Annotated in this window: 3 protein-coding genes; all 3 read left to right on the top strand. The window is 71.6% G+C overall.

Annotated elements, in window-relative coordinates; genetic code table 11:
* Nucleotides 1-91 precede the first annotated feature (91 nt).
* Nucleotides 92-11,302: a non-ribosomal peptide synthetase gene (locus tag BM076_RS18240; protein WP_177246499.1), complete on the top strand. Its 11,211-nt coding sequence runs from the start codon at nt 92-94 to the stop codon at nt 11,300-11,302.
* A complete protein-coding gene (locus BM076_RS18235; RefSeq protein ID WP_177246498.1) occupies nt 11,299-22,056 on the top strand; it encodes a non-ribosomal peptide synthetase in 10,758 nt (3,585 codons plus the stop codon). Before BM076_RS18240 ends, BM076_RS18235 begins: the two co-directional genes overlap by 4 nt.
* A gap of 280 nt (nt 22,057-22,336) precedes the next feature.
* Complete coding sequence (locus BM076_RS18230; protein ID WP_245796131.1) at nt 22,337-22,756, top strand: ATP-binding protein; 420 nt, start codon at nt 22,337-22,339, stop codon at nt 22,754-22,756.
* Nucleotides 22,757-22,790: the final 34 nt, after the last annotated feature.

The following is a 22,790-nucleotide window of genomic DNA, read 5'->3' as shown; positions in this document are numbered from 1 at the left end:
CGCTCCTGCCACGGGCCCCCGCCGCACTCTGCGCGAAGTGGCCCGACCTTCCTCACCCGCCCCACGGGCCGAACAGATGGGTGGCTTCGCCATGCCCGAAAACATCACCGGGACGCTTCCGCTGACCGACGCCCAGCGTGGCGTGTGGTTCGGCCAGCATCTGGATCCGCAGAGCCCGAAATACAACATCGGGGAGTGCTTCGAACTGGCAGGACCCATCGACGAAGAGCGGTTCCGCGCAGCCGTCGCGGCGGCCGTCGAGGAGTGCGCCGCACTGCACGTCGAAGTCCTCACTGTCGCGGACGAGCCACGTCAACGCCCGCTCACCCCGCGTGCGGTGCCGCCGGACGTCATCGACCTGCGCGCCCGGTCCGATCCGCGCGCGTCCGCGGAGGCACACATCGCCGGCGACCTGGCCACGCCGAGCGACCTCGGCAGACCCGAGAGCCTTTTCCGCCACGCGCTGCTGAGGATCGCGGACGCGCACTGGATCTGGTACGCGCGCTACCACCACCTGGTGATCGACGGGTTGAGCATCGCCCTGCTCCACCAGCGCGTGGCCGCGCACTACAACGGTTCGCCGAAGGACGGGCCCGCGGAAGCCGCACCGCCGGAATTCCGCAGGCTCGTCGAGGACGACGCCCAGTACGGGCAGTCGCCGCAGTTCGACAGCGACCGCGCCTACTGGACCGGGAAATTCCCGCAACTCACCGTCGCCGAACCGCTCCTGCCCCGGCGAAAGCGTGCCGCCGTCCCTCCCGCGGTCACGGCCGCCGGCCCTCTGACCGGCGGTCACCTCGACAACGGCGTTCTGGACGGCCTGCGTACGCTCAGCCGCGCCTGCCGCACCACATGGACGGCTGCCGCCGTCGCCGCGGTCGCGCTGCACGTCCACCGTGCCACCGGCACGGAGCAGGTGACCCTCGGTCTGACCACGACGGGCCGCGCCAACGCGCTGCGCGACACGGTCGGCATGACCGCCTCCGTCGTGCCGCTGCGGGTCACGATCACCGCGCGCACGACCGTCACGGAACTGCTCGGCGACGTCGCCGAGCAGATGCGCGGCGCCCTGCGGCACCGGCGGTTCTCCCGGGAACACCTCCTGCGGGAACTCCGGGCCACCGGGGACGCGGCACCGCTGACCAGCCTCGTCGTCAATGTGATGCCGTACACGTACGACCTGACCTTCGGCGGAACGCCCGCCGCATCGCGCATACTCTCGACCGCACCCGTCGACGAGCTGAGCTACTTCGTCTCGGAACGCGGCGAGGACACCGGGCCGCTGCTCGGCTTCGACGCGAACCCCGACCTCTACCCGGCACAGGACCTCGCGCCCCACCACGACGCGATCGCGGCGTTGCTGACAGCCTTGTCCCGGGCACGCCCCGACACACCGGTCGTCGCACTCGACGGCCTCTCGACCGTCGCCCGTGCGGAGGTGCTCGCACTCGGAACGGGCCCGGTGGCGGCAGGCGGCGGGCGAACACTCCCCGACATGTTCGGCGACCAGGCGGTGCGGACACCGGACGCGATCGCGGTGCGCGAGGCGTCGGGCGCGTCACTGACGTACGCCGAACTGTCCGCGCGGGCGCGCGCGCTCGCGCACCGGCTGACCAGCCACGGTGTGGGACGCGGATCGGTGGTGGCGCTTGCGGTGCCACGGTCGGTGGACTGGCCGGTCGCCGTACTGGGCGTGGTGATGGCGGGCGCGGCGTATCTGCCGCTGGACCCCGCATATCCGCGGGCGCGGCTGGAGTTCATGGTCGAGGACGCCCGTCCGGTCCGGCTGATCACGACGACGGGACTCCTGGCCGGGCTGCCGCACGTCGGCCTGCCGGTGACACTGCTGGACGAGGAACCGGAGCCGGGGCGACCGAGCGGATCGGTAGCGGTGGCATGCGGCACGGACGACCCGGCGTACCTGATCTACACCTCGGGCTCGACGGGGCGGCCCAAGGGGGTGATGGTCACGCACCGTGGTGTGGCGTCCCTGGTGGCCACGCAGATCGCGCGGCTGGAGGTGGGCGCGGGCAGCCGGGTGCTCCAGATGGCGTCGCAGAGCTTCGACGCGGCGTTCTGGGAGACGGCGATGGCCCTGTGCTCGGGTGCCACGCTGGTGCTGGTCGACGCGGCACAGCTGTTGCCGGGACCCGGTCTGGTGGACCTCGCCGCGAAGGAGCGGATCACACATCTGACCCTGACCCCCTCGGTACTCAGTGCGACACCGTACGGCGCGGAGGCGCTCGCCGGCGTGCGCATCGTGCTCGCGGGCGAGGCGTCCACCCCCGAGCTCGTCCGGCGGTGGGCCCCCGGCCGCATCCTGCACGACGCGTACGGACCGACGGAGACAACGGTCTGCGCCACGATCAGCCGGCCGCTGACCGAGGACATCCCCGACAGCCCGGTGCCGATCGGTTCGCCGGTCGACGGGAGCCGGTTGTATGTGCTGGACGGCGGCTTGCGGTTGGTGCCGCGGGGTGTGGTGGGGGAGCTGTACGTGTCCGGCGCCGGAGTCGCCCGCGGCTACCTCGGCCGTCCGGCGCTCACGGCAGGCCGGTTCGTCGCCGATCCGTTTGCGGGGGACGGCTTGCGGATGTATCGGACCGGTGATCTGGTCCGCTGGAACGCGGACGGGCAGTTGGAGTACGTGGGCCGGGCGGACGAGCAGGTCAAGCTGCGCGGTTTCCGGATCGAACTCGGCGAGGTCGAGGCGGCGTTGGGTGCCCTGGAGGGTGTGAGTGCCGCGTGTGCGGTGGTGCGTGAGGACCGGCCCGGTGACCGCAGGCTGGTCGCGTACGTCGTCCCCGACCACGACGGACGGCCGGTCGAACCGGAGGAGACGGACCGGGCGCTGCGCTCGACCCTGCCGGACCACATGGTGCCGTCCGCGTACGTGCGGCTGTCCGCGCTTCCCCGCACGCCGAACGGCAAGGTCGACCGGAAGGCGCTACCGGCCCCCGACCCGTCCCCGCACCTGTCGGCTGCCGGCCGCGCCCCCCGCAACGCCTACGAGCAGACACTCTGCGACCTCTTCGGCGAACTGCTCGGCCTGCCCACGATCACCGTGGACGACGACTTCTTCCGGCTCGGCGGCCATTCCCTGCTCGCCACGCGACTAATCGGGCGCGTCAGGTCGGTGCTCGGTGTGGAACTGGCGGTCCGTGATGTCTTCCAGCACAGGACCGTCGCCGAACTGGCCCAGGTCGCCGGCCGGGCGGGCGCCGCACGTGGCGGTGTCGTCCCCGTCGCCCGACCCGAGACCCTGCCGCTGTCCTTCGCGCAGCAGCGACTCTGGTTCCTCAACCGGATGGAGGGCGGCGACGCCACCTACAACGTCCCGATCACCGTCCGGCTGGACGGACCGCTCGACGTCGCGGCCCTCCGCGCGGCCCTGGCGGACGTCGTCACCCGCCACGAATCCCTGCGGACGCGCTTCCTCGACAGTGAGGGCATGCCGCGCCAAGTCGTCGTGGCCGCGGAGGAAGCCGTACCCGAGCTCACCGTCGTGACGGTCGACGCCGACGCCGTCGAGGACGCCGTGCGACGGATGATCGGGACGCCGTTCGACGTATCCGCGGACCTGCCGTTGCGGGTGTGGTTGGTGCGTGAGTCGGGGGTGGTGCACACGCTGGTTGTGGTGGTGCATCACATTGCGGCGGACGGTTGGTCGTTGGGTCCGTTGTTGCGGGATCTGTCGGTGGCGTACGGGGCGCGGCTGGTGGGTGAGGCTCCGGGGCGGGCCGGGCTGCCGGTGCAGTACGCGGATTATGCGGTGTGGCAGCGGGAGTTGCTGGACGGGCCGGAGGGTGTCGCGGAGGGGGAGCTGCGGTACTGGCGGGAGGCGTTGGAGGGGCTGCCGGAGCAGGTCGCGTTGCCGTTGGACCGTCCGCGTCCGGTGGTGGCCTCGCATGCGGGTGATCTGCACACGGTGGTGTTCGGCGCCGGGGTACAGGACGGGCTGCGGGCGTTGGCGCAGGACAGCGGGACGAGTTTGTTCATGGTGTTGCAGGCGGCGGTGGCGGTGTTGTTGTCGCAGCACGGTGCGGGGACGGATATCCCGTTGGGGACGCCGATCGCTGGGCGGACCGATGACGCGCTGGACGATGTCGTCGGGTTCTTCGTGAATTCGTTGGTGCTGCGGACGGATCTGTCGGGGGACCCGACGTTCGCCCAACTGTTGGAGCGGGTGCGGGAGACCGATCTGGAGGCGTACCGGCATCAGGACCTGCCGTTCGAGCGCCTGGTGGAAGACCTGAACCCGGTCCGGACACAGAACCAGTCGCCGCTGTTCCAGGTCATGCTCGCCCTCCAGAACCACGCGGTCGCCTCGCTGGACCTTCCAGGACTGGCGGCCGAGGTGTCCCAACGGCACAACGGAGTCAGCAAGTTCGACCTGACGTTCTTCTTCACGGAGATCTCCGCGGCGGAGGGCGGCGGCCTGAACACCGCGGTGGAGTTCTCCACGGAGATCTTCGACGCCGCGACAGTGGCCGCCCTCACCGGCCGGCTCGGCGATCTCCTCGCACGGATCGTCGCGGACCCGGACCGCCCGCTGAGCGCCCTAGACGCGATCGGCGGCGCGGAGCGCGGCCGTCTCCTCGACCTCGGACGCGGTGGACCACTGCCCGTCCCGGACCGGACGCTCCTCGACGTGTTCGGCGAACAGGTCACCCGGCGACCGGACGCCGTCGCGGTGAGGGACGACGCGACCACACTGACCTACGGAGAGCTGGACGCGGCCGCGGCCGGGCTCGCCGCCGCACTCGTCGGGCAGGGCGTCACACCGGAGTCGGGCGTCGCCGTACTGATGGACCGGCGCGCCGCCATCGTGGTGGCCTCACTGGCCGCGGTGCGTGCCGGCGGTGCGTATGTGCCGCTGGACGGACGGTGGCCGGGCGCGCGGCTCACGCAGGCGATGCGGGCGGCGGACGTGAGGGCTCTGCTGGTCGACGCCGCCCATCGGCAGCACCCCTGTGTCCGGGAAGCCGCCGACGCGGGTCTGCCCGTCCTGGAACTGGACTGTGCCGGGCATGTCACGGACGGCGCGCCGCAGGCTGTGGGCCCCCTTCCCCCGGTGGTCGGTAGCAGGCGGTTGGCGTATGTGATGTTCACGTCGGGGTCGACGGGTGAGCCGAAGGCGGTGGCGGTCTCGCACGCCGATGTGATCGCGTTGGCGCGGGACGGGTTGTTCGACGGGGTGTCGGGGTCGGTGCTGATGCACTCGGCGTACGCCTTCGACGCCTCGACGTACGAGATGTGGGCCCCGCTGCTGTCCGGCGGACACGTACGCGTGGCACCCCCTGGCGTCCTGGAAGCATCGACCTTGAAGCGGCTGATCTCCGAGGAGAAGCTCACCTCGGCCTTCCTGACGACAGCGCTGTTCAACGTACTGGCCGAGGCGGACCCCGGAGTCTTCACCGGACTTGGCATGGTGTGCACGGGCGGCGAGGCCGCCACGCCCGGCGTACTGCAGCGCGTCGCGGCCGCGTGCCCGGACACCGCGCTGCACAACGTCTACGGGCCCACCGAGACGACCACCTTCGCGACCCGGGCACGGGTCGTGCCGGGAACTGACGACGAGGGCGGCGGTGTCCCGCCGATCGGGCGGGCGCTGGACGGGATGGCGGCGTACGTTCTGGACAACCGTCTGCGGTTGGTGCCGCGGGGTGTGGTGGGGGAGCTGTACGTGTCCGGCGCCGGTGTGGCCCGCGGTTACCTCGGCCGTCCGGTGCTGACGGCGGGCCGGTTCGTCGCGGATCCGTACGCCGGGGACGGCGGGCGGATGTACCGGACCGGTGATCTGGTGCGGTGGAACGCCGATGGGCAGTTGGAGTACGTGGGCCGGGCGGACGAGCAGGTCAAGCTCCGCGGCTTCCGTATTGAACTCGGCGAGATCCAGGCGGCGTTGACCGGCCGGGAGGGTGTGCGTGCCGCGTATGTGATGGTGCGCGAGGACCGGCCCGGAGACCGGCGACTCGTCGGCTACCTCGTCATGGAGGCCGACGGCGCACCCGACCCCCAGGACATCCGGTCGGACCTGGCCGCGGTGCTTCCGGAGTACATGGTGCCGTCCGCCCTGGTCGTCGTGCCGGAACTGCCGTTGACGCCCAACGGGAAGGTCGATCGCAGGCTGCTGCCCGCACCGGATCCGGCGGCGCAGGCCGTCACGGACGGCCGGGCACCGCGTACTCCGCAGGAGGAGACGCTCTGCCAGGCGTTCGGCGACCTCCTCGGTGTCCCCGCCGTCACCATCGACGACGACTTCTTCCACCTCGGCGGCCACTCACTGCTGGCGACCCGGCTCGTCAGCCGGCTCCGTACGGTCCTGGGCGTCGAACTCCCCGTTCGCGACGTCTTCGAACACCGCACCCCCGCCGCTCTGGCCCGGGTGCTCCACCGTGCCGGAAGCGGTCGACCGCAGCCGCGGCCGTACGACCGCCCTGAGCACATCCCGCTGTCCTTCGCCCAGCGGCGCCTGTGGTTCCTCAACCGTTTCGAAGGCGCGAACGCCACCTACAACATTCCGTTGGTCCAGCGGATCGACGGCCCCGTGGACGCCGACGCGCTCCAGGCGGCCCTCGGGGATGTGGTCGCGCGGCACGAGTCGCTACGCACGGTGTTCCCGGACGTCGACGGCTCGCCGCGCCAGGACATACGCCCGCCGCACGAGACCGCGGTGGAACTGATGATCCGTCAGGCGCCCGAGCGCGACGCGGCCACCTCGCGGGCGGACCACGGCACCTGGCTCGACACCGGTATCCGGGAGGCGATGCTCAGCCGCTTCGATGTGTCGGCGGACCTGCCGTTACGGGCGTGGCTCTTCCGCGAGTCGGCATCGGCGCACACCCTGGTCCTGGTGGTCCACCACATCGCGGCCGACGGCTGGTCCCTGGAACCGCTGCTGCGCGACCTGGCCTCGGCCTACCACGCGCGGACGACGAACGAGGTCGCGCGGTGGGCCGACCTGCCGGTGCAGTACGCGGACTACACGTTGTGGCAGCGCGATCTCCTGGACGGTCCGGACGGCGTCGGCGACGCACAACTCGCCTACTGGCGCGAGGCGTTGCGGGACCTGCCGGAACAGATCGCGCTGCCCTGGGACCGCCCGCGTCCCGCCGTCACCGCGCACCGCGGTGGTGCCCACATGTCCCGAACAGCTCCGGCACTCCAGGGAGCGTTGCGCGGGCTGGCGCAGCGCAGTGGGACCAGTTTGTTCATGGTGTTGCAGGCGGCGGTGGCGGTGCTGTTGTCGCAGCACGGTGCGGGGACGGACATTCCGTTGGGGACGCCGATCGCTGGGCGGACCGATGACGCCCTGGACGATGTGGTCGGGTTCTTCGTGAACTCGTTGGTGCTGCGCACCGATCTGTCAGGGGACCCGACGTTCGCGGAACTGTTGGAGCGGGTGCGGGAGACGGATCTGGAGGCGTACCGGCATCAGGATCTGCCGTTCGAGCGCCTGGTGGAGGACCTGAACCCGGTCCGGACGCAGAACCAGTCGCCGCTGTTCCAGGTGATGATCGCCCTCCAGAACCACCGCACTCCCGCCCTCGACCTGCCGGGCGCCACGGTGACGACAGTGGAACGCCACCACGGCATCAGCAAGTTCGACCTGACCTTCTACTTCACGGAAGTGCCGGCAGCCGAGGGCGGCGGCCTCCAGCTGGCCGTGGAGTATTCGGCGGAGCTCTTCGACGCCACGACGATCACCGCTCTCACCGACCGGCTCGACCACCTGCTCACCCAGGTCGCCGTGACTCCCGAACTCCCCTTGAGTGGCTACTCCTTGGTGACCGAGCACGAACGGGCCGGTCTCCTGGCCATCGGCAGGGGCGGGCCCGCCGAGGTCCCGCCGCTCTCGATCCCGGCCGCGTTCGAGCAGGTCGTGGACAGGCATCCGGACACCGTGGCCGTGACCGGCCCCGACGGCGCGCTCACCTACCGCGAACTCGACATTACTTCCGCACAGCTCGCCGCGGTCCTGCTCCGGGCCGGCGTGGAAACGGAGACGGGCGCGGCGGTACTGATGGACCGCGGTGTGCCGGCGGTCGTGGCGTCGCTGGCGGCGGTGCGCGCGGGTGGTGCGTATGTGCCGCTGGACGGGCGCTGGCCCGCGCCGCGCCTGACGCAAGCGGTGCGCGCCGCCGGGGCGAAGGTGCTGCTGGTCGACGCGGCCCAGCGGCAGCACCCATGGATCCGTGAGGCGTCCGCGGCGGGTCTTCCCGTGCTGGAACTCGACCCGCGAGGCCGGCTCGTCGACGGCGGAGCGGAAAACGCCTGCCCACTGCCGGCCGTCACGGGCGGTGGTCGGTTGGCGTATGTGATGTTCACGTCGGGGTCGACGGGTGAGCCGAAGGCGGTGGCGGTCTCGCACGCCGATGTGCTGGCGCTGGCGCGGGACGGGTTGTTCGACGGGGTGTCGGGGTCGGTGCTGATGCACTCGGCGTACGCCTTCGACGCCTCGACGTTCGAGATGTGGGTGCCGCTGCTGTCCGGCGGGCGCGTCGTGGCCGCACCTCCCGGCCTGCTCGACCCGCCGTCGCTGCGTCGGCTCGTCCACCGGGAGAAGCTGTCCGCGGCGTTCCTCACGACGGCGCTGTTCAATGCCCTGGCCGAGGCGGACCCCGGAGTCTTCGCCGGCCTTCGCATGGTGTGCACGGGTGGCGAGGCGGCGGCGCGCGGTGTGCTGCAGCGCGTCGCGGCCGCGTGCCCGGACACCGCGGTGCACCACGTCTACGGTCCGACCGAGACGACCACTTTCGCGACCCGGGCACGGGTCGTGCCGGGAACTGACGACGAGGGCGGCGGTGTCCCGCCGATCGGGCGATCACTGGACGGGATGGCGGCGTATGTCCTGGACAACCGTCTGCGGTTGGCGCCGCGGGGTGTGGTGGGGGAGCTGTATGTGTCCGGCGCCGGAGTCGCCCGCGGCTACCTCGGCCGACCGATGCTGACGGCGGGCCGTTTTGTCGCGGATCCGTACGCCGAGGACGGCGGGCGGATGTACCGGACGGGTGACCTGGTGCGGTGGAACGCGGACGGGCTGCTGGAGTACGTGGGGCGGGCGGACGAGCAGGTCAAGCTGCGCGGCTTCCGTATTGAACTCGGCGAGATCCAGGCGGCGTTGACCGGCCGGGAGGGTGTGCGTGCCGCGTATGTGATGGTGCGCGAGGACCAGCCCGGCGACCGGCGACTCGTCGCCTACGTGGTTCCGGAGACCGGTGCCGCGCCGGCGGAGCCGGAGCTGAGGTCGGCGTTGTCCGCCGTCCTGCCGGAGTACATGGTCCCGGCCTCCTTCGTGAGTGTGCCGGAACTGCCGTTGACGCCCAACGGGAAGGTCGATCGCAGGCTGCTGCCCGCACCGGATCCGGCGGCGCAGGCCGTCACCGACGGCCGGGCACCGCGTACCCCGCAGGAGGAGACGCTCTGCCAGGCATTCGGCGACCTCCTCGGTGTCCCCGCCGTCACCATCGACGACGACTTCTTCCAGCTCGGCGGCGACAGCATCATGTCGATCCAGGTCGTGAGCCGGGTGCGCGGCGCCGAACTGCACATCACACCCCAGGACGTGTTCGTCCACCGCACACCGGAACGGCTCGCACTGGTCGCCCGCCCCGTCGCGAACACCCCCGACGACGAGCCGGAAGAGGCCTCCGGATCCGTACCGCTGACACCGATCATCGCCTGGCTGCTGGAGCGGCCGGGACCGATCGACGGCTTCAACCAGGCCATGACCTTCCGCACGCCGGCCGGCCTCTCCGAAGGCGAGCTCACCGAAATCCTCCAGTCGTTGCTCGACACCCACGGCGCGCTGCGGATGCGCCTCACGGAGGAGCCGCCGGCCGACGCGGCCGAACCGTACGCGAGGACCGCACCCGCGGCAGCCGGGGCCGCCGACCGCGTCACCGCGCTGCCGGCACCGCTCGCGGCCCGGCGACCGGCGCTCGACGTGGCCCCGCCGGGGACCGTCTCCGCGGCGGAGGCGCTGACGCGTGTCGACATCTGTGCCTTGGACAACGCCACCGCCGCCGCCGTGCCGGCCGAGCACGCTGAGGCCGCCCGGCGGGAGCTGTCCGTACGCGACGGACGCCTCCTGCGGGCCGTCTGGTGCGACGGCGGACCGGACCGCGACGGACGCCTGCTGCTGGTGATCCACCACCTCGCCGTCGACGGGGTGTCCTGGCGCACGATCGGCGCCGATCTCGCCACCGCGTGGTCGGCCCGGGGAACCTCGCGCCCGCTGCCTCCCGAGGGCACCTCCTTCCGGCGCTGGGCCCGGCACCTCACCGACGACGCGCTCAGCCCCCGTCGCACGGGCGAACTCCCTTACTGGCAGAGCATTCTCGCCACACCCGATCCGCTGCTCGGGACCGGGCCGCTGGACCCGGCCCGGCACACCGCCGAGCGCACCCGCAGCCTGACCGTGGAACTCCCCGAGCGGTGGACCGCGCCCTTGCTGTCGTCCGTCGCGGCGGCGTACCGGGCGGGCGTCAACGACGTGCTGCTCGGCTGCCTCGCATTGGCCGTGGTCGAGTGGCGGGGCCGACGCGGGGTGTCGCAGAGCTCCGAAATCCTCCTGCACGTCGAAGGTCACGGGCGCGCGGAGCTCGCCGACGCGACCGTGGACCTGGCTCGCACCGTCGGCTGGTTCACCAGCCTCTATCCGGTGCGCCTTGACCCCGGCACGGTGCTCAGCACGGCCGGCGGACCGCTGCCCGGCATCACTCTCGACCGCGCGGTGAAAATGGTGAAGGAGCAACTGCGCGCCGTCCCCGACAGCGGTCTCGGCTACGGGCTGCTGAGGCACCTCAACCCCGCGACCCGACCGGTGCTCCAAGCGGCCGAGACCGTACCGCAGATCGGCTTCAACTACCTCGGGCGGATCTCCGGCACGCACACCGCCGCGTCCTCCGCGACCGGCGAGCCGCGCGGCCCCGGCACGCCGGCTCAGCACGACGCACGCGCCCCGCACGACTGGCAGCCCGTCCTCGACGCGCCGGGCCCCGTGCACCACGACCCCGGCGCTCCCGCCGCGCACGTCCTCGAACTCAACGCGCACACCAAGGATCTCGCGGGCGGACCGCGGCTGACCGCCGAGTGGACCTGGGTGCCCGAGCTGCTGACCGAGGAATCCGTACGCGAGGTCGCCGACGGCTGGTTCAGGGCGCTGCGCGCCCTCGTGGAGCACGTCGCGTCGGGCCCGACCGACAGCGTCGGCGGCTTCACCCCGTCCGACGTACCGCTGGTGACGATCAATCAGGCCCAGCTCGACCGGCTGGCCGACAAATGGGGGAAGAAGTGACCGGTTTCCAGCTCGAAGACGTCCTGCCGCTGACGCCGCTCCAGGCCGGGATGCTCTTCCACTCGCTCTACGACGCCGACGCCGTCGACGTCTATGCCGTCCAGGTCGTCCTCACCATCGAGGGCCCTGTCGACAGCGGCCGGCTGCGGGCCGCGACCGCCGCACTGCTGCGCAGGCACGCCAACCTGCGGGCCGGCTTCCTGCACGAGGACATGGACGAACCCGTGCAGGCGATCGCCGCCGAGGTCGAGCCGCGTTTCCTGGAGGAGGACTTCTCCGGGCACGACGCCGCCGCGGCGACCGCCGCGCTCGACCGCTTCCTCACCGCGGACCGGACGCAGCGCTTCGCGCTCGACGATCCGCCGCTGCTCCGCCTCGCTCTGATACGCATGCCGGACCGGACACACCGGCTCGTCCTGACGAGCCATCACATCCTGTGGGACGGCTGGTCGATGCCGATCCTGTTCAAGGAACTGCTGGAGCTGTACGCGCACGGCGGCGACGAACTGCCGCTGCCGCCGGTCACCCCGTTCCGGTCCTACCTGGCCTGGCTGACCACCCGGGACCGGGCCGCAGCCGAATCCGCCTGGAGACAGGCGCTGGACGGACTCGACACGCCGACGCTGCTGGCCGGTCCACGCCCACCGGCCGGACACGACCTCCCCGAGCGCGTGGTGACAGCCCTGCCGGCCGAAACGGCACGCCTCCTGCGGGCCGCCGCCATGCGGCACGGCGTCACCCTCAACTCCGTCGTCCAGGCCACTTGGGCCCTGGTCCTCGGGGCCGCCACGGGACGTCGGGACGTCGTCTTCGGCACGACGGTGTCCGGCCGTCCGCCGGAACTGCCCGGTGTCGAGTCCATGATCGGCCTGTTCATCAACACCATCCCGGTACGGGTCACCATCCGCCCTCACGAGTCCCTCGCCGAGCTGTGCGCGCGCGTCCAGCAGCAACAGGCGGACCTGCTGGAGCACCAGCACCTCGGACTCACCGACATCAGAACGCTCACCGGCCAGGCCGTGCTCTTCGACACCCTGGCGGTCTTCGAGAACTACCCGTTGGACACCATGGGCGCAGACGGCCCCGACGCCGCCGGAGAATCCGTTGCCGCGCCCGGCAGATCGGACGGCCTGCCCCATCTGAACATCACCGGGTTCCGCGGGGCGGACGCCACCCATTACCCGCTGGCCCTCACCGTCGATCCCACGGGCGGTCTCCGCTTGGCGCTCACCTACCGCGCCGACCTCTTCCGGCACGACGACGTGCTGGCGCTCGCCGACCGGATGACCGCCCTGCTCACCGCATTCGCCTCGCACCCCCATCGGCTCGCCGGCGAGATCGAGACCGTCACCGCGTCCGAGCGCACCGCGCTCCTCGCTCTGGGACGCGGACGCAGGCAGCCACCGCCCGCCGCCACCTATCCCGTGCTCTTCGCCGCCCAGGTGGAACGGACGCCGGACGCGGTCGCGGTCCGGGCGGGCGCGCGGACCCTGACGTACACGGAACTGGACCTGCGCAGTGACGAGCTGGCCGCCCACCTCCGCGCACAAGGGGCCGAGCCGGAGCGGATCGTGGCACTCGCCCTTCCGCGCGGCATCGACCTGGTGGTGGCCGTCCTCGCCGTCCTGAAGTCCGGCGCCGCGTACCTGCCCCTGGACACGGACCATCCCGCGGCCCGGCTGGGCCACATGCTCGACGACGCGCGTCCCGTCCACCTCGTGACGTGCGACGAGGTGGCGGCCCGCCTGCCGGACACCGGTGTTCCCGCGACCCGCGTCCTCGCCGGGCGAGTCGAAGCCGCTCCCGAGGGCGACCCGTCACGCGTCGCCACGACGCGGCCGGCCACCCCGCGCGGGTCCGCCGACCACACCGCGTACGTGATCTACACCTCGGGCTCCACCGGCCGGCCCAAGGGCGTCTGCGTCACCCACGGCAATCTCGTCGACTACGTGGTCTGGTCCCGCGCGACCTACCCCGGCGCGTCGGGCACCGCGTCCCTGCACTCCTCCATCGCGTTCGACCTGACCGTCACCTCCGTGCTCGTACCGCTGATCAGCGGGGGAGCCGTCACGCTCGACGCCATCGCCGCCACCGCGGACGTCCCGCTCTCGCCGGAGGCCCCGCCGTTCTCCCTGCTCAAGGTGACCCCGAGCCACCTGGCCCTGATGGAACACCTGGACCGTCCCGCGCTGGACGGAGACCTGATCGTCGGTGGGGAGCAACTGCTCGGCGGCGTGCTGAGACCATGGCGCGACCGCAATCCGGCCGCCACCGTCATCAACGAGTACGGTCCCACCGAGTGCACCGTCGGTTGCGTCGCCCATGTCGTCCGTCCCGGCGACACCGTCACCGATCTCGCCGTCCCCATCGGCTCCCCGGTCGACAACAGCGCCGTGTACGTGCTGGACGCGGGCTTGCGGTTGGTGCCGCGTGGCGTGGTGGGGGAGCTGTACGTGTCAGGCGCCGGTGTGGCGCGCGGGTATCTGGGGCGTGCCGCGCTGACGGCGGGTCGTTTCGTGGCGGACCCGTACGGCGCGGACGGCTCGCGGATGTACCGGACCGGCGATCTCGTCCGCTGGAACGCCGACGGCGTGCTGGAGTACGTGGGCCGGGCCGACGAACAGGTCAAGCTGCGGGGTTTCCGGATCGAACTCGGCGAGATCGAGGCGGCGTTGGGCGCCCTGGAGCGGGTGCGCACGGTATGCGTCATGCTGCGCGAGGACCAGCCCGGTGACCAGCGCTTGGTCGCGTACGTCAGCACGGCCGACGGCGCCGACGACAGCGTCCGGTGGAGCGCCGCGCTGCGGCGGACTCTGCCGGAACACATGGTGCCTTCACTGTTCGTGAGCCTGCCCGAGCTGCCGCTGACCACCAACGGCAAGGTCGACCGCGCGTCCCTGCCGGTCCCCGATGCCACCGGCTCAACGGCGTCGTCCGGGCGGTCACCGCGGTCTCCCCAGGAGGAGATCCTCTGCGGCCTGTTCGCCGATGTCCTCGGCCTACCGGTCACGATCGACGACGACTTCTTCGCCATGGGCGGCCACTCCCTGCTGGCAACCCGCCTGGTCGGCCGGATCCGTACGGCCCTCGACGCCGAAGTCGCGGTCCGCGACCTGTTCGAACAGCCCACCGTCGCGGGCCTCGCCGCCGTCGTCGCCGGCGCGGACCGCGCGCGGTCCGCCCTGGTTCCCGGACCGCGACCGGACCGGCTGCCGCTGTCCTTCGCCCAGCAGCGCCTGTGGTTCCTCCACCGGCTGGAAGGACCCGGCTCCGCGTACAACATCCCGGTCACCCTCCGCCTGGACGGTCCGATCCGCGTCGACGCCCTCCGCGCCGCGCTCCATGACGTCGTCGCCCGGCACGAAACACTGCGCACCCGCTACCCCGAGACCGACGGGACACCGCACCAGGAGATCCTTCCGGCGGAGTCCGTCCACGTGCCGCTGACGGTCGGACCCGGAAGCGACACCGCTGTCCACGACGCCGTGCGGGTTCCGTTCGACGTGTCCGTGGACCTCCCGGTGCGCGCGTGGCTGTTCGAGGAGACGGCCTCGCGGCACACGCTGGTCCTGGTGGTGCACCACATCGCCGCGGACGGCTGGTCGTTGGGCCCGCTGCTGCGGGACCTGTCGGAGGCGTACCGGGCCCGGCTGGCGGGCGGCGCACCGCAGTGGGCCGGGCTGCCGGTGCAGTACGCCGACTACGCGCTGTGGCAGAGCGACCTCCTCGACGGACCCGCCGGAACAGCGGAAGACCAACTCGCCTACTGGCGGGAGGCGTTGCGCGATCTCCCTGCGGAGATCTCCCTTCCCACGGACCGTCCCCGGCCGGCGACCGTCTCGCACGACGGCGCCCTGCACACCCGCGTCCTGGCCGGGCCGCTCCACCACGGACTGCACGAGCTGGCCCGCGCCTCCGGCACCAGTTTGTTCATGGTGTTGCAGGCGGCGGTGGCGGTGTTGCTCTCGCAGCATGGCGCGGGGACGGACATCCCGTTGGGGACGCCGATCGCGGGGCGGACCGATGACGCTCTGGACGATGTGGTCGGGTTCTTCGTGAACTCGTTGGTGCTGCGGACGGATTTGTCGGGGGACCCGACGTTCGTGGAGTTGCTGGGGCGGGTGCGGGAGGCCGATCTGGAGGCGTACCGGCATCAGGATCTGCCCTTCGAGCGCCTGGTGGAGGACCTGAACCCGGTCCGGGCGCGCAATCAGTCGCCGCTGTTCCAGGTGATGATCGCCCTCCAGAATCAGCGGACACCCGCACTCGATCTGCCGGACACCGTCGTGACCGTGCTCCAGGAGCACACCGGCATCAGCAAGTTCGACCTCGCCTTCTCCTTCACCGAGCTGCCAGGACACGAGGGCCTGCACACAGCGGTGGAGTTCTCCACCGACCTGTTCGACAGCGCGACCGTCGTGGCGCTCACCGACCGACTGGCACACCTGCTCTCCGAGGCCGTGGCGCGGCCCGACCGGCCGCTGAGCCAGTACGCGGCGGTGTCGGCGCACGAGCACGCCGCGCTGCTTGAAGAGGGCCGCGGGGCGCTCGGGAACGCAGCGGAGCGGACCTTCGGCGAACTGTTCGCGGAACAGGTGGAGCGGACTCCTGCCGCCGTCGCCGTGCGCGACGGTGACGGACGGTCCCTGACGTACCGTGAGCTGGACACGCGGGCACGCGCGCTCGCACGGCACCTGGCGGAGCAGGACGTCGGTCACGAATCGGTGGTGGCACTCGCGGTGCCGCGGACAGCCGAACTGGCCGTCGCCGTAGTGGCGGTCCTGCGAGCGGGCGCGGCGTATCTGCCGCTCGACCCCGCGTATCCACGGGCGCGGCTGGAATTCATGGTCGGCGACGCCCGGCCGGCGCACATGATCACCACACGTGCGCTCGCGTCCCGCCTGCCGGACGTCGACCTCCCCACCACCTTGCTGGACGACGAGGCGAGTTGGAGCACGGCGGTCGGCGCGTTGCCGGGCGCGGCCTCGGCGGACCACGCGGCGTATGTGATCTACACCTCGGGCTCCACGGGCCGTCCCAAGGGCGTGGTCGTCACCCACCGCGGCATCAGCGACCTGGTCGCCGCGCAGACCCGCACCCTGGGGATCGGTCCCGGCAGCGTCGTCCTGCAAATGGCGTCCCCGAGCTTCGACGCCGCGTTCTCCGAGATCTCCAGCGCGCTGCTGAGCGGGGCGACACTGGCCTTCGCCGACTCGGCGGACCTGCTCCCCGAGTCCGGCCTCGCCGAGACAGCCGACCGGTACGGCACGACGCACCTGACGGTGACGCCCGCGGTGTTGGGGGCGTTGCCTGCCGATGAGTCGGTGTTGCGCGGCGCGACGGTGTTGTTGGCGGGTGAGGCGTCGTCGCCGGAATTGGTGCGGCGGTGGGCGGAGGGCCGGCGGGTCTTCAATGGTTACGGTCCGACGGAGATCACGGTGTGCTGCTCGATGAGCGGCGTGCTGTCGGTCGGGGGCCCGGGTGCTGCGGCGCATACGGTGCCGATCGGTTCGCCGGTCGACGGGAGCCGGTTGTATGTGCTGGACGGTGGCCTGCGGCTGGTGCCGCGGGGTGTGGTGGGGGAGCTGTACGTGTCGGGCCGGGGTGTCGCGCGCGGGTATCTGGGGCGTGCCGCGCTGACCGCAAGTCGTTTCGTGGCGGATCCGTACGCCGGGGACGGCTCGCGGATGTACCGGACCGGTGATCTGGTCCGCTGGAACGCCGATGGGCAGTTGGAGTACGTGGGCCGGGCCGACGAGCAGGTCAAGCTCCGTGGCTTCCGGATCGAACTCGGTGAGATCGAGGCCGCGTTGACGGCCCAGGAGGGTGTGCGTGCCGCGTGTGCGGTGGTGCGTGAGGACCGGCCCGGCGACCGCAGGCTGGTCGCCTACGTGGTCCCCGACCACGACGGACGGACCCCGCCCGATGCCGTACTGCGGCGCGCCCTGGCGGAAAGACTGCCGGACCACATGGTGCCCTCGGCCGTCGTGGCATTGCCGGAGCTGCCGCTGACGCCGAACGGGAAGGTCGACCGGAGGGCGCTGCCCGCCCCCGACGCGACGGCCGGCGCGTCCGGCACCGGGCGCGCCCCGCGCACACCGCAGGAAGAGACGCTGTGCGGACTGTTCGCCGACGTGCTGGGCGTGCCGACGGTCACTCTGGACGACGACTTCTTCGCCCTGGGCGGCCACTCCCTGCTGGCTACACGCCTGGTCAGCCGCGTCCGTACCGCCCTCGGCGCCGAACTCGCCGTCCGTGATCTGTTCGAACACCCTTCCGTGGCAGCGCTGTCGGAGGTGATCCGCGAGGCCGACGTCGCCCGCCCACCCCTTCGCCCCGCGCCCCGCGCCGAGCGCGTCCCGCTCTCGTTCGCCCAGCAACGCCTGTGGTTCCTCAACCAGATGGAGGGCGCCAACGCCACCTACAACATTCCGCTGGTGGTCCGTCTGGACGGACACCTCGACGTGTCCGCGCTGCGGGCGGCCCTGGCCGACGTCGTCGCCCGGCACGAGATCCTGCGCAGCCGCACCCCCGAAGTGGACGGAGCACCCTGCCAGGTCGTCCTTCCGGCCGAAGAGGCCGTGCCGGAGATCCGACTGATCGACACCACCGCGGATGACGTCGACCGGCAGGTGCGACACGCCGTGGCGACGCCGTTCGATGTCGCGTCCGATCTGCCGTTGCGGGTGTGGTTGGTGCGTGAGTCGGGGGTGGTGCACACGCTGGTTGTGGTGGTGCATCACATTGCGGCGGACGGTTGGTCGTTGGGCCCGCTTCTGCGGGATCTGTCGGTGGCGTACCGGGCCCGGGTGACGGGCGGCGCGCCGCAGTGGGTCGACCTGCCGGTGCAGTACGCCGACTATGCGGTGTGGCAGCGGGAGTTGCTGGACGGGCCTGGTGGTGTTGCGGAGGGGGAGCTGCGGTACTGGCGGGGGGCGTTGGAGGGGCTGCCGGAGCAGTTGGCGTTGCCGTTGGACCGTCCGCGTCCGGTGGTGGCGTCGCATGCGGGTGATCTGCACACGGTGGTGTTCGGTGCCGGGGTGCAGGACGGGCTGCGGGTGTTGGCGCAGGACAGTGGGACGAGTTTGTTCATGGTGTTGCAGGCGGCGGTGGCGGTGCTGCTCTCGCAGCATGGTGCGGGCACGGATATCCCGTTGGGGACGCCGATCGCGGGGCGGACCGATGACGCTCTGGACGATGTGGTCGGGTTCTTCGTGAATTCGTTGGTGCTGCGGACGGATCTGTCGGGGGACCCGACGTTCGCCCAACTGCTGAGGCGGGTGCGGGAGGCCGATCTCGATGCCTACCGGCATCAGGATCTGCCGTTCGAGCGTCTGGTGGAGGACCTTAATCCGGTCCGGACGCAGAACCAGTCGCCGCTGTTCCAGGTCATGCTCGCCCTCCAGAACCAACAGGCCGCTCAGCTGGAACTCCCCGGCCTCACCGCGACGCCGAAGACCCATCACGGCGGTGTCAGCACCTTCGACCTCACCTTCTCGTTCGCCGAGCGACCGGTCACAGAAGGTGGCGGCGTCCACCTGGCGCTGGAATACGCGACCGATCTCTTCGACGCCGCGACCGTCGTCGCCCTCGCCGACCGGCTGGCCGGACTGCTGGCCCGGATCGTGGCCGATCCGCACCGACCGCTCACCGCCTACACCGAGGTCTCGCCCGAGGAGCGCGACACGCTGCTGGAGCTGGGACGAAGCCCCCGTCAGGACGCGCCCGCCCGCACCGTCGGCGCGCTCTTCGCCGAACAGGTGAGCCGCGCGCCGGACGCGCCGGCGGCACGGGACACGACGGGCGCGACTCTCACCTACGGGGAACTCGATTCCCGCGCAACGGCGTTGGCGCGGCACCTGGTCGGCCGGGGCGTCGGCCCCGAGTCGGTCGTGGCGCTGGCAGTGCCACGATCGGTGGAGTGGCCGGTGGCAGTGCTGGGAGTGCTCAAGGCGGGCGCGGCGTATCTGCCGCTGGACCCGGCATATCCCCGTGCGCGGCTGGAGTTCATGGTCGAGGACGCCCGGCCCGCCCATCTGGTGACGACCACCGGGGCGGCGATCGGCCTGCCCGGGACGGATCTGCCCACCACCTTGCTGGACGACGAGGCAAGTTGGAGCACGGCGGTCGGCGCGTTGCCGGGTGCGGCCTCGGTGGATCATCCGGCGTATGTGATCTACACCTCGGGCTCCACGGGCCGTCCCAAAGGCGTGGTCGTCAGTCATCGCGGCGCCGCCGACCTGGTACGCACCCAGATGGCACGACTGGGCGTGGGACCCGGTAGCGCCGTCCTGCAAATGGCCTCGCAGAGCTTCGACGCGGCCTTCTGGGAGACGGCGATGGCACTGTGCTCCGGCGCCACGCTGGTGCTGGCCGAGGCGTCGGAGCTGCTCCCGGGACCGGGCCTCGCGGAGCTGGCGACCGCACAGCACATCACTCATCTCACGGTGACGCCCGCGGTGTTGGGGGCGTTGCCTGCCGATGAATCGGTGTTGCGCGGCGCGACGGTGTTGTTGGCGGGTGAGGCGTCGTCGCCGGAATTGGTGCGGCGGTGGGCCGAGGGCCGGCGGGTCTTCAACGGCTACGGTCCGACGGAGATCACGGTGTGCTGCTCGATGAGCGGTGAGCTGCCATCCGGAAAGCCGGGCAGTACGGTGCATACCGTGCCGATCGGTTCGCCGGTCGACGGCAGTCGGCTGTATGTGCTGGACGGGGGCCTGCGGTTGGTGCCGCGGGGCGTGGTCGGTGAGCTGTATGTGTCCGGACCGGGCGTGGCCCGCGGGTACCTCGGCCGTCCGGCCTTGACGGCGGGTCGTTTCGTGGCAGATCCGTACGCCGGGGACGGCTCGCGGATGTACCGGACCGGTGACCTGGTCCGCTGGAATGTGAACGGGCTGCTGGAGTACGTGGGCCGGGCCGACGAACAGGTCAAGGTCCGCGGCTTCCGGATCGAACTCGGTGAGATCGAGGCCGCGTTGACGGCCCAGGAGGGTGTACGTGCCGCGTGTGCGGTGGCGCGTGAGGACCAGTCGGGCGACCGCAGGATCGTCGGCTACGTGACCATGACGGACACCGCCGCGCTCCCGCGGGACACCGGCCGGCTGCGGCAGTCGCTCGCCGAGACCCTCCCCACCCACATGGTGCCGTCGGCCGTCCTCGTACTCCCCGAGCTGCCGCTGACGCCCAACGGGAAGGTCGACCGCAAGGCGCTGCCCGCCCCCGATGCGACGGCCGGCGCGTCCGGCACCGGGCGCGCCCCGCGCACACCGCGCGAAGAGTCCTTGTGCGAGCTGTTCGCCGACGTGCTGGGCGTGCCCACGGTCAGCCTGGACGACGACTTCTTCGGCCTCGGCGGCCACTCCCTGCTCATGGTCCGGCTCGCCCGCGGCATCGAGACCCGCTTCGGGGTGCGTCCGCCCATCCGCGACCTGTTCACGGCGTCGACCGTCGCCGACGTGCTGCGTCTGCTGGACACGCCGGCGGCCTCCGGCAGCGGTGGGCCAACCGGCGCGACCGCGGTGATCGACCCGGCCGAGGACGTACGGTCACTCGGCGACGTCCGGCGGCGGATCCCTCCGCCACCGTCGGCGGGGCCCCGAGGCGGCCGGACCCTGCTCACCGGCGCCACCGGATTCCTCGGCTCCTTCCTCCTGCGGGACTTGCTGGAGACGGCGGACGAGCCGGTGGAGTGCCTGGTGAGGGCGACCGCGCCGGACGGTGCCGTGGAACGCGTCCGAGCATCGATGACGCGCTACGGACTGTGGCGGTCCTCGTACATGGACCGGATCGTGCCGCTCCTCGGTGACCTGTCCGCGCCGTCCCTCGGTCTCACGGAGGCGGATCTCGCCGCGCTCGGCCGCCGGGTCGGCACGGTGCTGCACAACGGCGCCGAGGTCAACGTCGTCGCACCGTACGAGAAACTGCGTGCCGCGAACGTCCTCGGCACCCATGCGCTGCTCCGCGTCGTGGCGGACGCACCCCACGGGGTCATGCACTACGTGTCCACGACCAGCGTGTTCCCGCCGACACCCGGCGAGGCCCGTGTGGTGACCGAGACGACCGGGCCTGGCCCCGGCCGGGATCTGCCCAACGGGTACGGCCGCAGCAAATGGGTGGCCGAGGAGATCGCCGCGTCGGCCCGCCGGCACGGCGTCCCCGTCCATGTGCACCGTCCGGCCCGTATCGCCGGCGACACCGTCACCGGGGCCTGCCAGGAACTCGATCTGCTCTGGCAGTTCGTGAAGGGCTGCGTGCAGGCACGCGCCGTCCCCCAGGAGGCGGACCACGACAGCACGTCATGGGTGCCCGTCGACCATGTCAGTGCGGCGGTCGTCCGCCTCACGCAGGAAAAGGCGCTGCCCGTGACCGACTTCCACCTGACGAACCCGGCGGCGCCCGCACTGTCGGCCGTCTTCGACGCGCTGCGCCGATCGGGATTCGAGCTGACGCGGATCCCGGGGGAGAAGTGGCTCGAACTCATCGGCGCCGACACCGGGAACGCGGCCCAGCTGCTGCTCGGCATGCGCGCGGACACCGCGTCGGCCGCGGACGGCGACGCCGCGGTGGGCACCGGTGACACGACGATCCCGGAAGCGCTTCATCACCCGGTCTACGACTCGTCGCGCACGGCCGCGGAGCTGGAGCGGCTCGGTGTCCCCGGACCGACGATCTCCGACGAGACCATCGCGGCGTATGTGCGCTACTTCGTCGGCACCGGCTTCCTCCCGGCACCGCACGAAAGCCCCTCGTCCTGACGTTCGTGCCGACCGTCACCGCGAGCGGCGTCCGTCCAGTCTTCCCCCCGGACGCCGCTCCATCCCTCCGACGAAAAATCGCCGTGGAACACGTCGTGCAGGGCAAGCGCACCGAGGAAGGCAGGAAACAGCGACCACAGACACGGAGCACCTCATGTATATCGGCCTCGGCACCATCGTACTGATCGTCGTCATCGTGCTCGTCGTCATGATGCTGCGCCGCAGCTGACCACTGGCCGGACCGCGCAGAGCGAGCGATCTCCGCTCGGAGGTGATTGACATGAAGAGCCTGATGGACGGCGGGACCTCGGAATCGGAGCGCCCGGCTCCCGCCGTGACCGTCTGCCGTCCCACCAGCGCGGCGGAGGCGCGAGTCATCGCGTCGGAGTTCGCCGAAGGGCTCAACCCGCCGGTGACGGCACGGACAGCGCAGAACCTGCTGATCGTGGTGTCGGAACTCGTCACCAACGCGTTCCGCCACGCCGGCGCGCTGTGCGAGCTGCGCCTCAGCGCGGCCGCGCACACCGTCCGCGCCGCGGTGGAGGATCCCAGCGACACCCTGCCCCAAGGGCGGGCGCCCGACTGGAGCGGCGCCGCGGGCGGGTTCGGCTGGCTGATGATCCAGCGCCTGGCGCGCACGCTCACCGTGGTGAGCGAGCCGGGCAGCGGCAAGACCATCATGGTCACGCTCGCCCGCTGACGCCCGAGCGACGCGACGCCGCCCGTCCCGCCAC

Origin of the sequence: Actinacidiphila alni (assembly GCF_900112845.1) — a bacterium.
GTDB classification, from domain to species: Bacteria; Actinomycetota; Actinomycetes; order Streptomycetales; family Streptomycetaceae; genus Actinacidiphila; species Actinacidiphila alni.
Note: the sequence above shows the minus strand (reverse complement) of the source record. Positions and strands in the feature narration are given on the sequence as shown.

Excerpts from the sequence above, each read along its gene's own strand:
- BM076_RS18230 (WP_245796131.1), top strand. The coding sequence starts at position 22,337 with ATGAAGAGCCTGATGGACGGCGGGACCTCGGAATCGGAGCGCCCGGCT.
- BM076_RS18240 (WP_177246499.1), top strand. The coding sequence starts at position 92 with ATGCCCGAAAACATCACCGGGACGCTTCCGCTGACCGACGCCCAGCGT.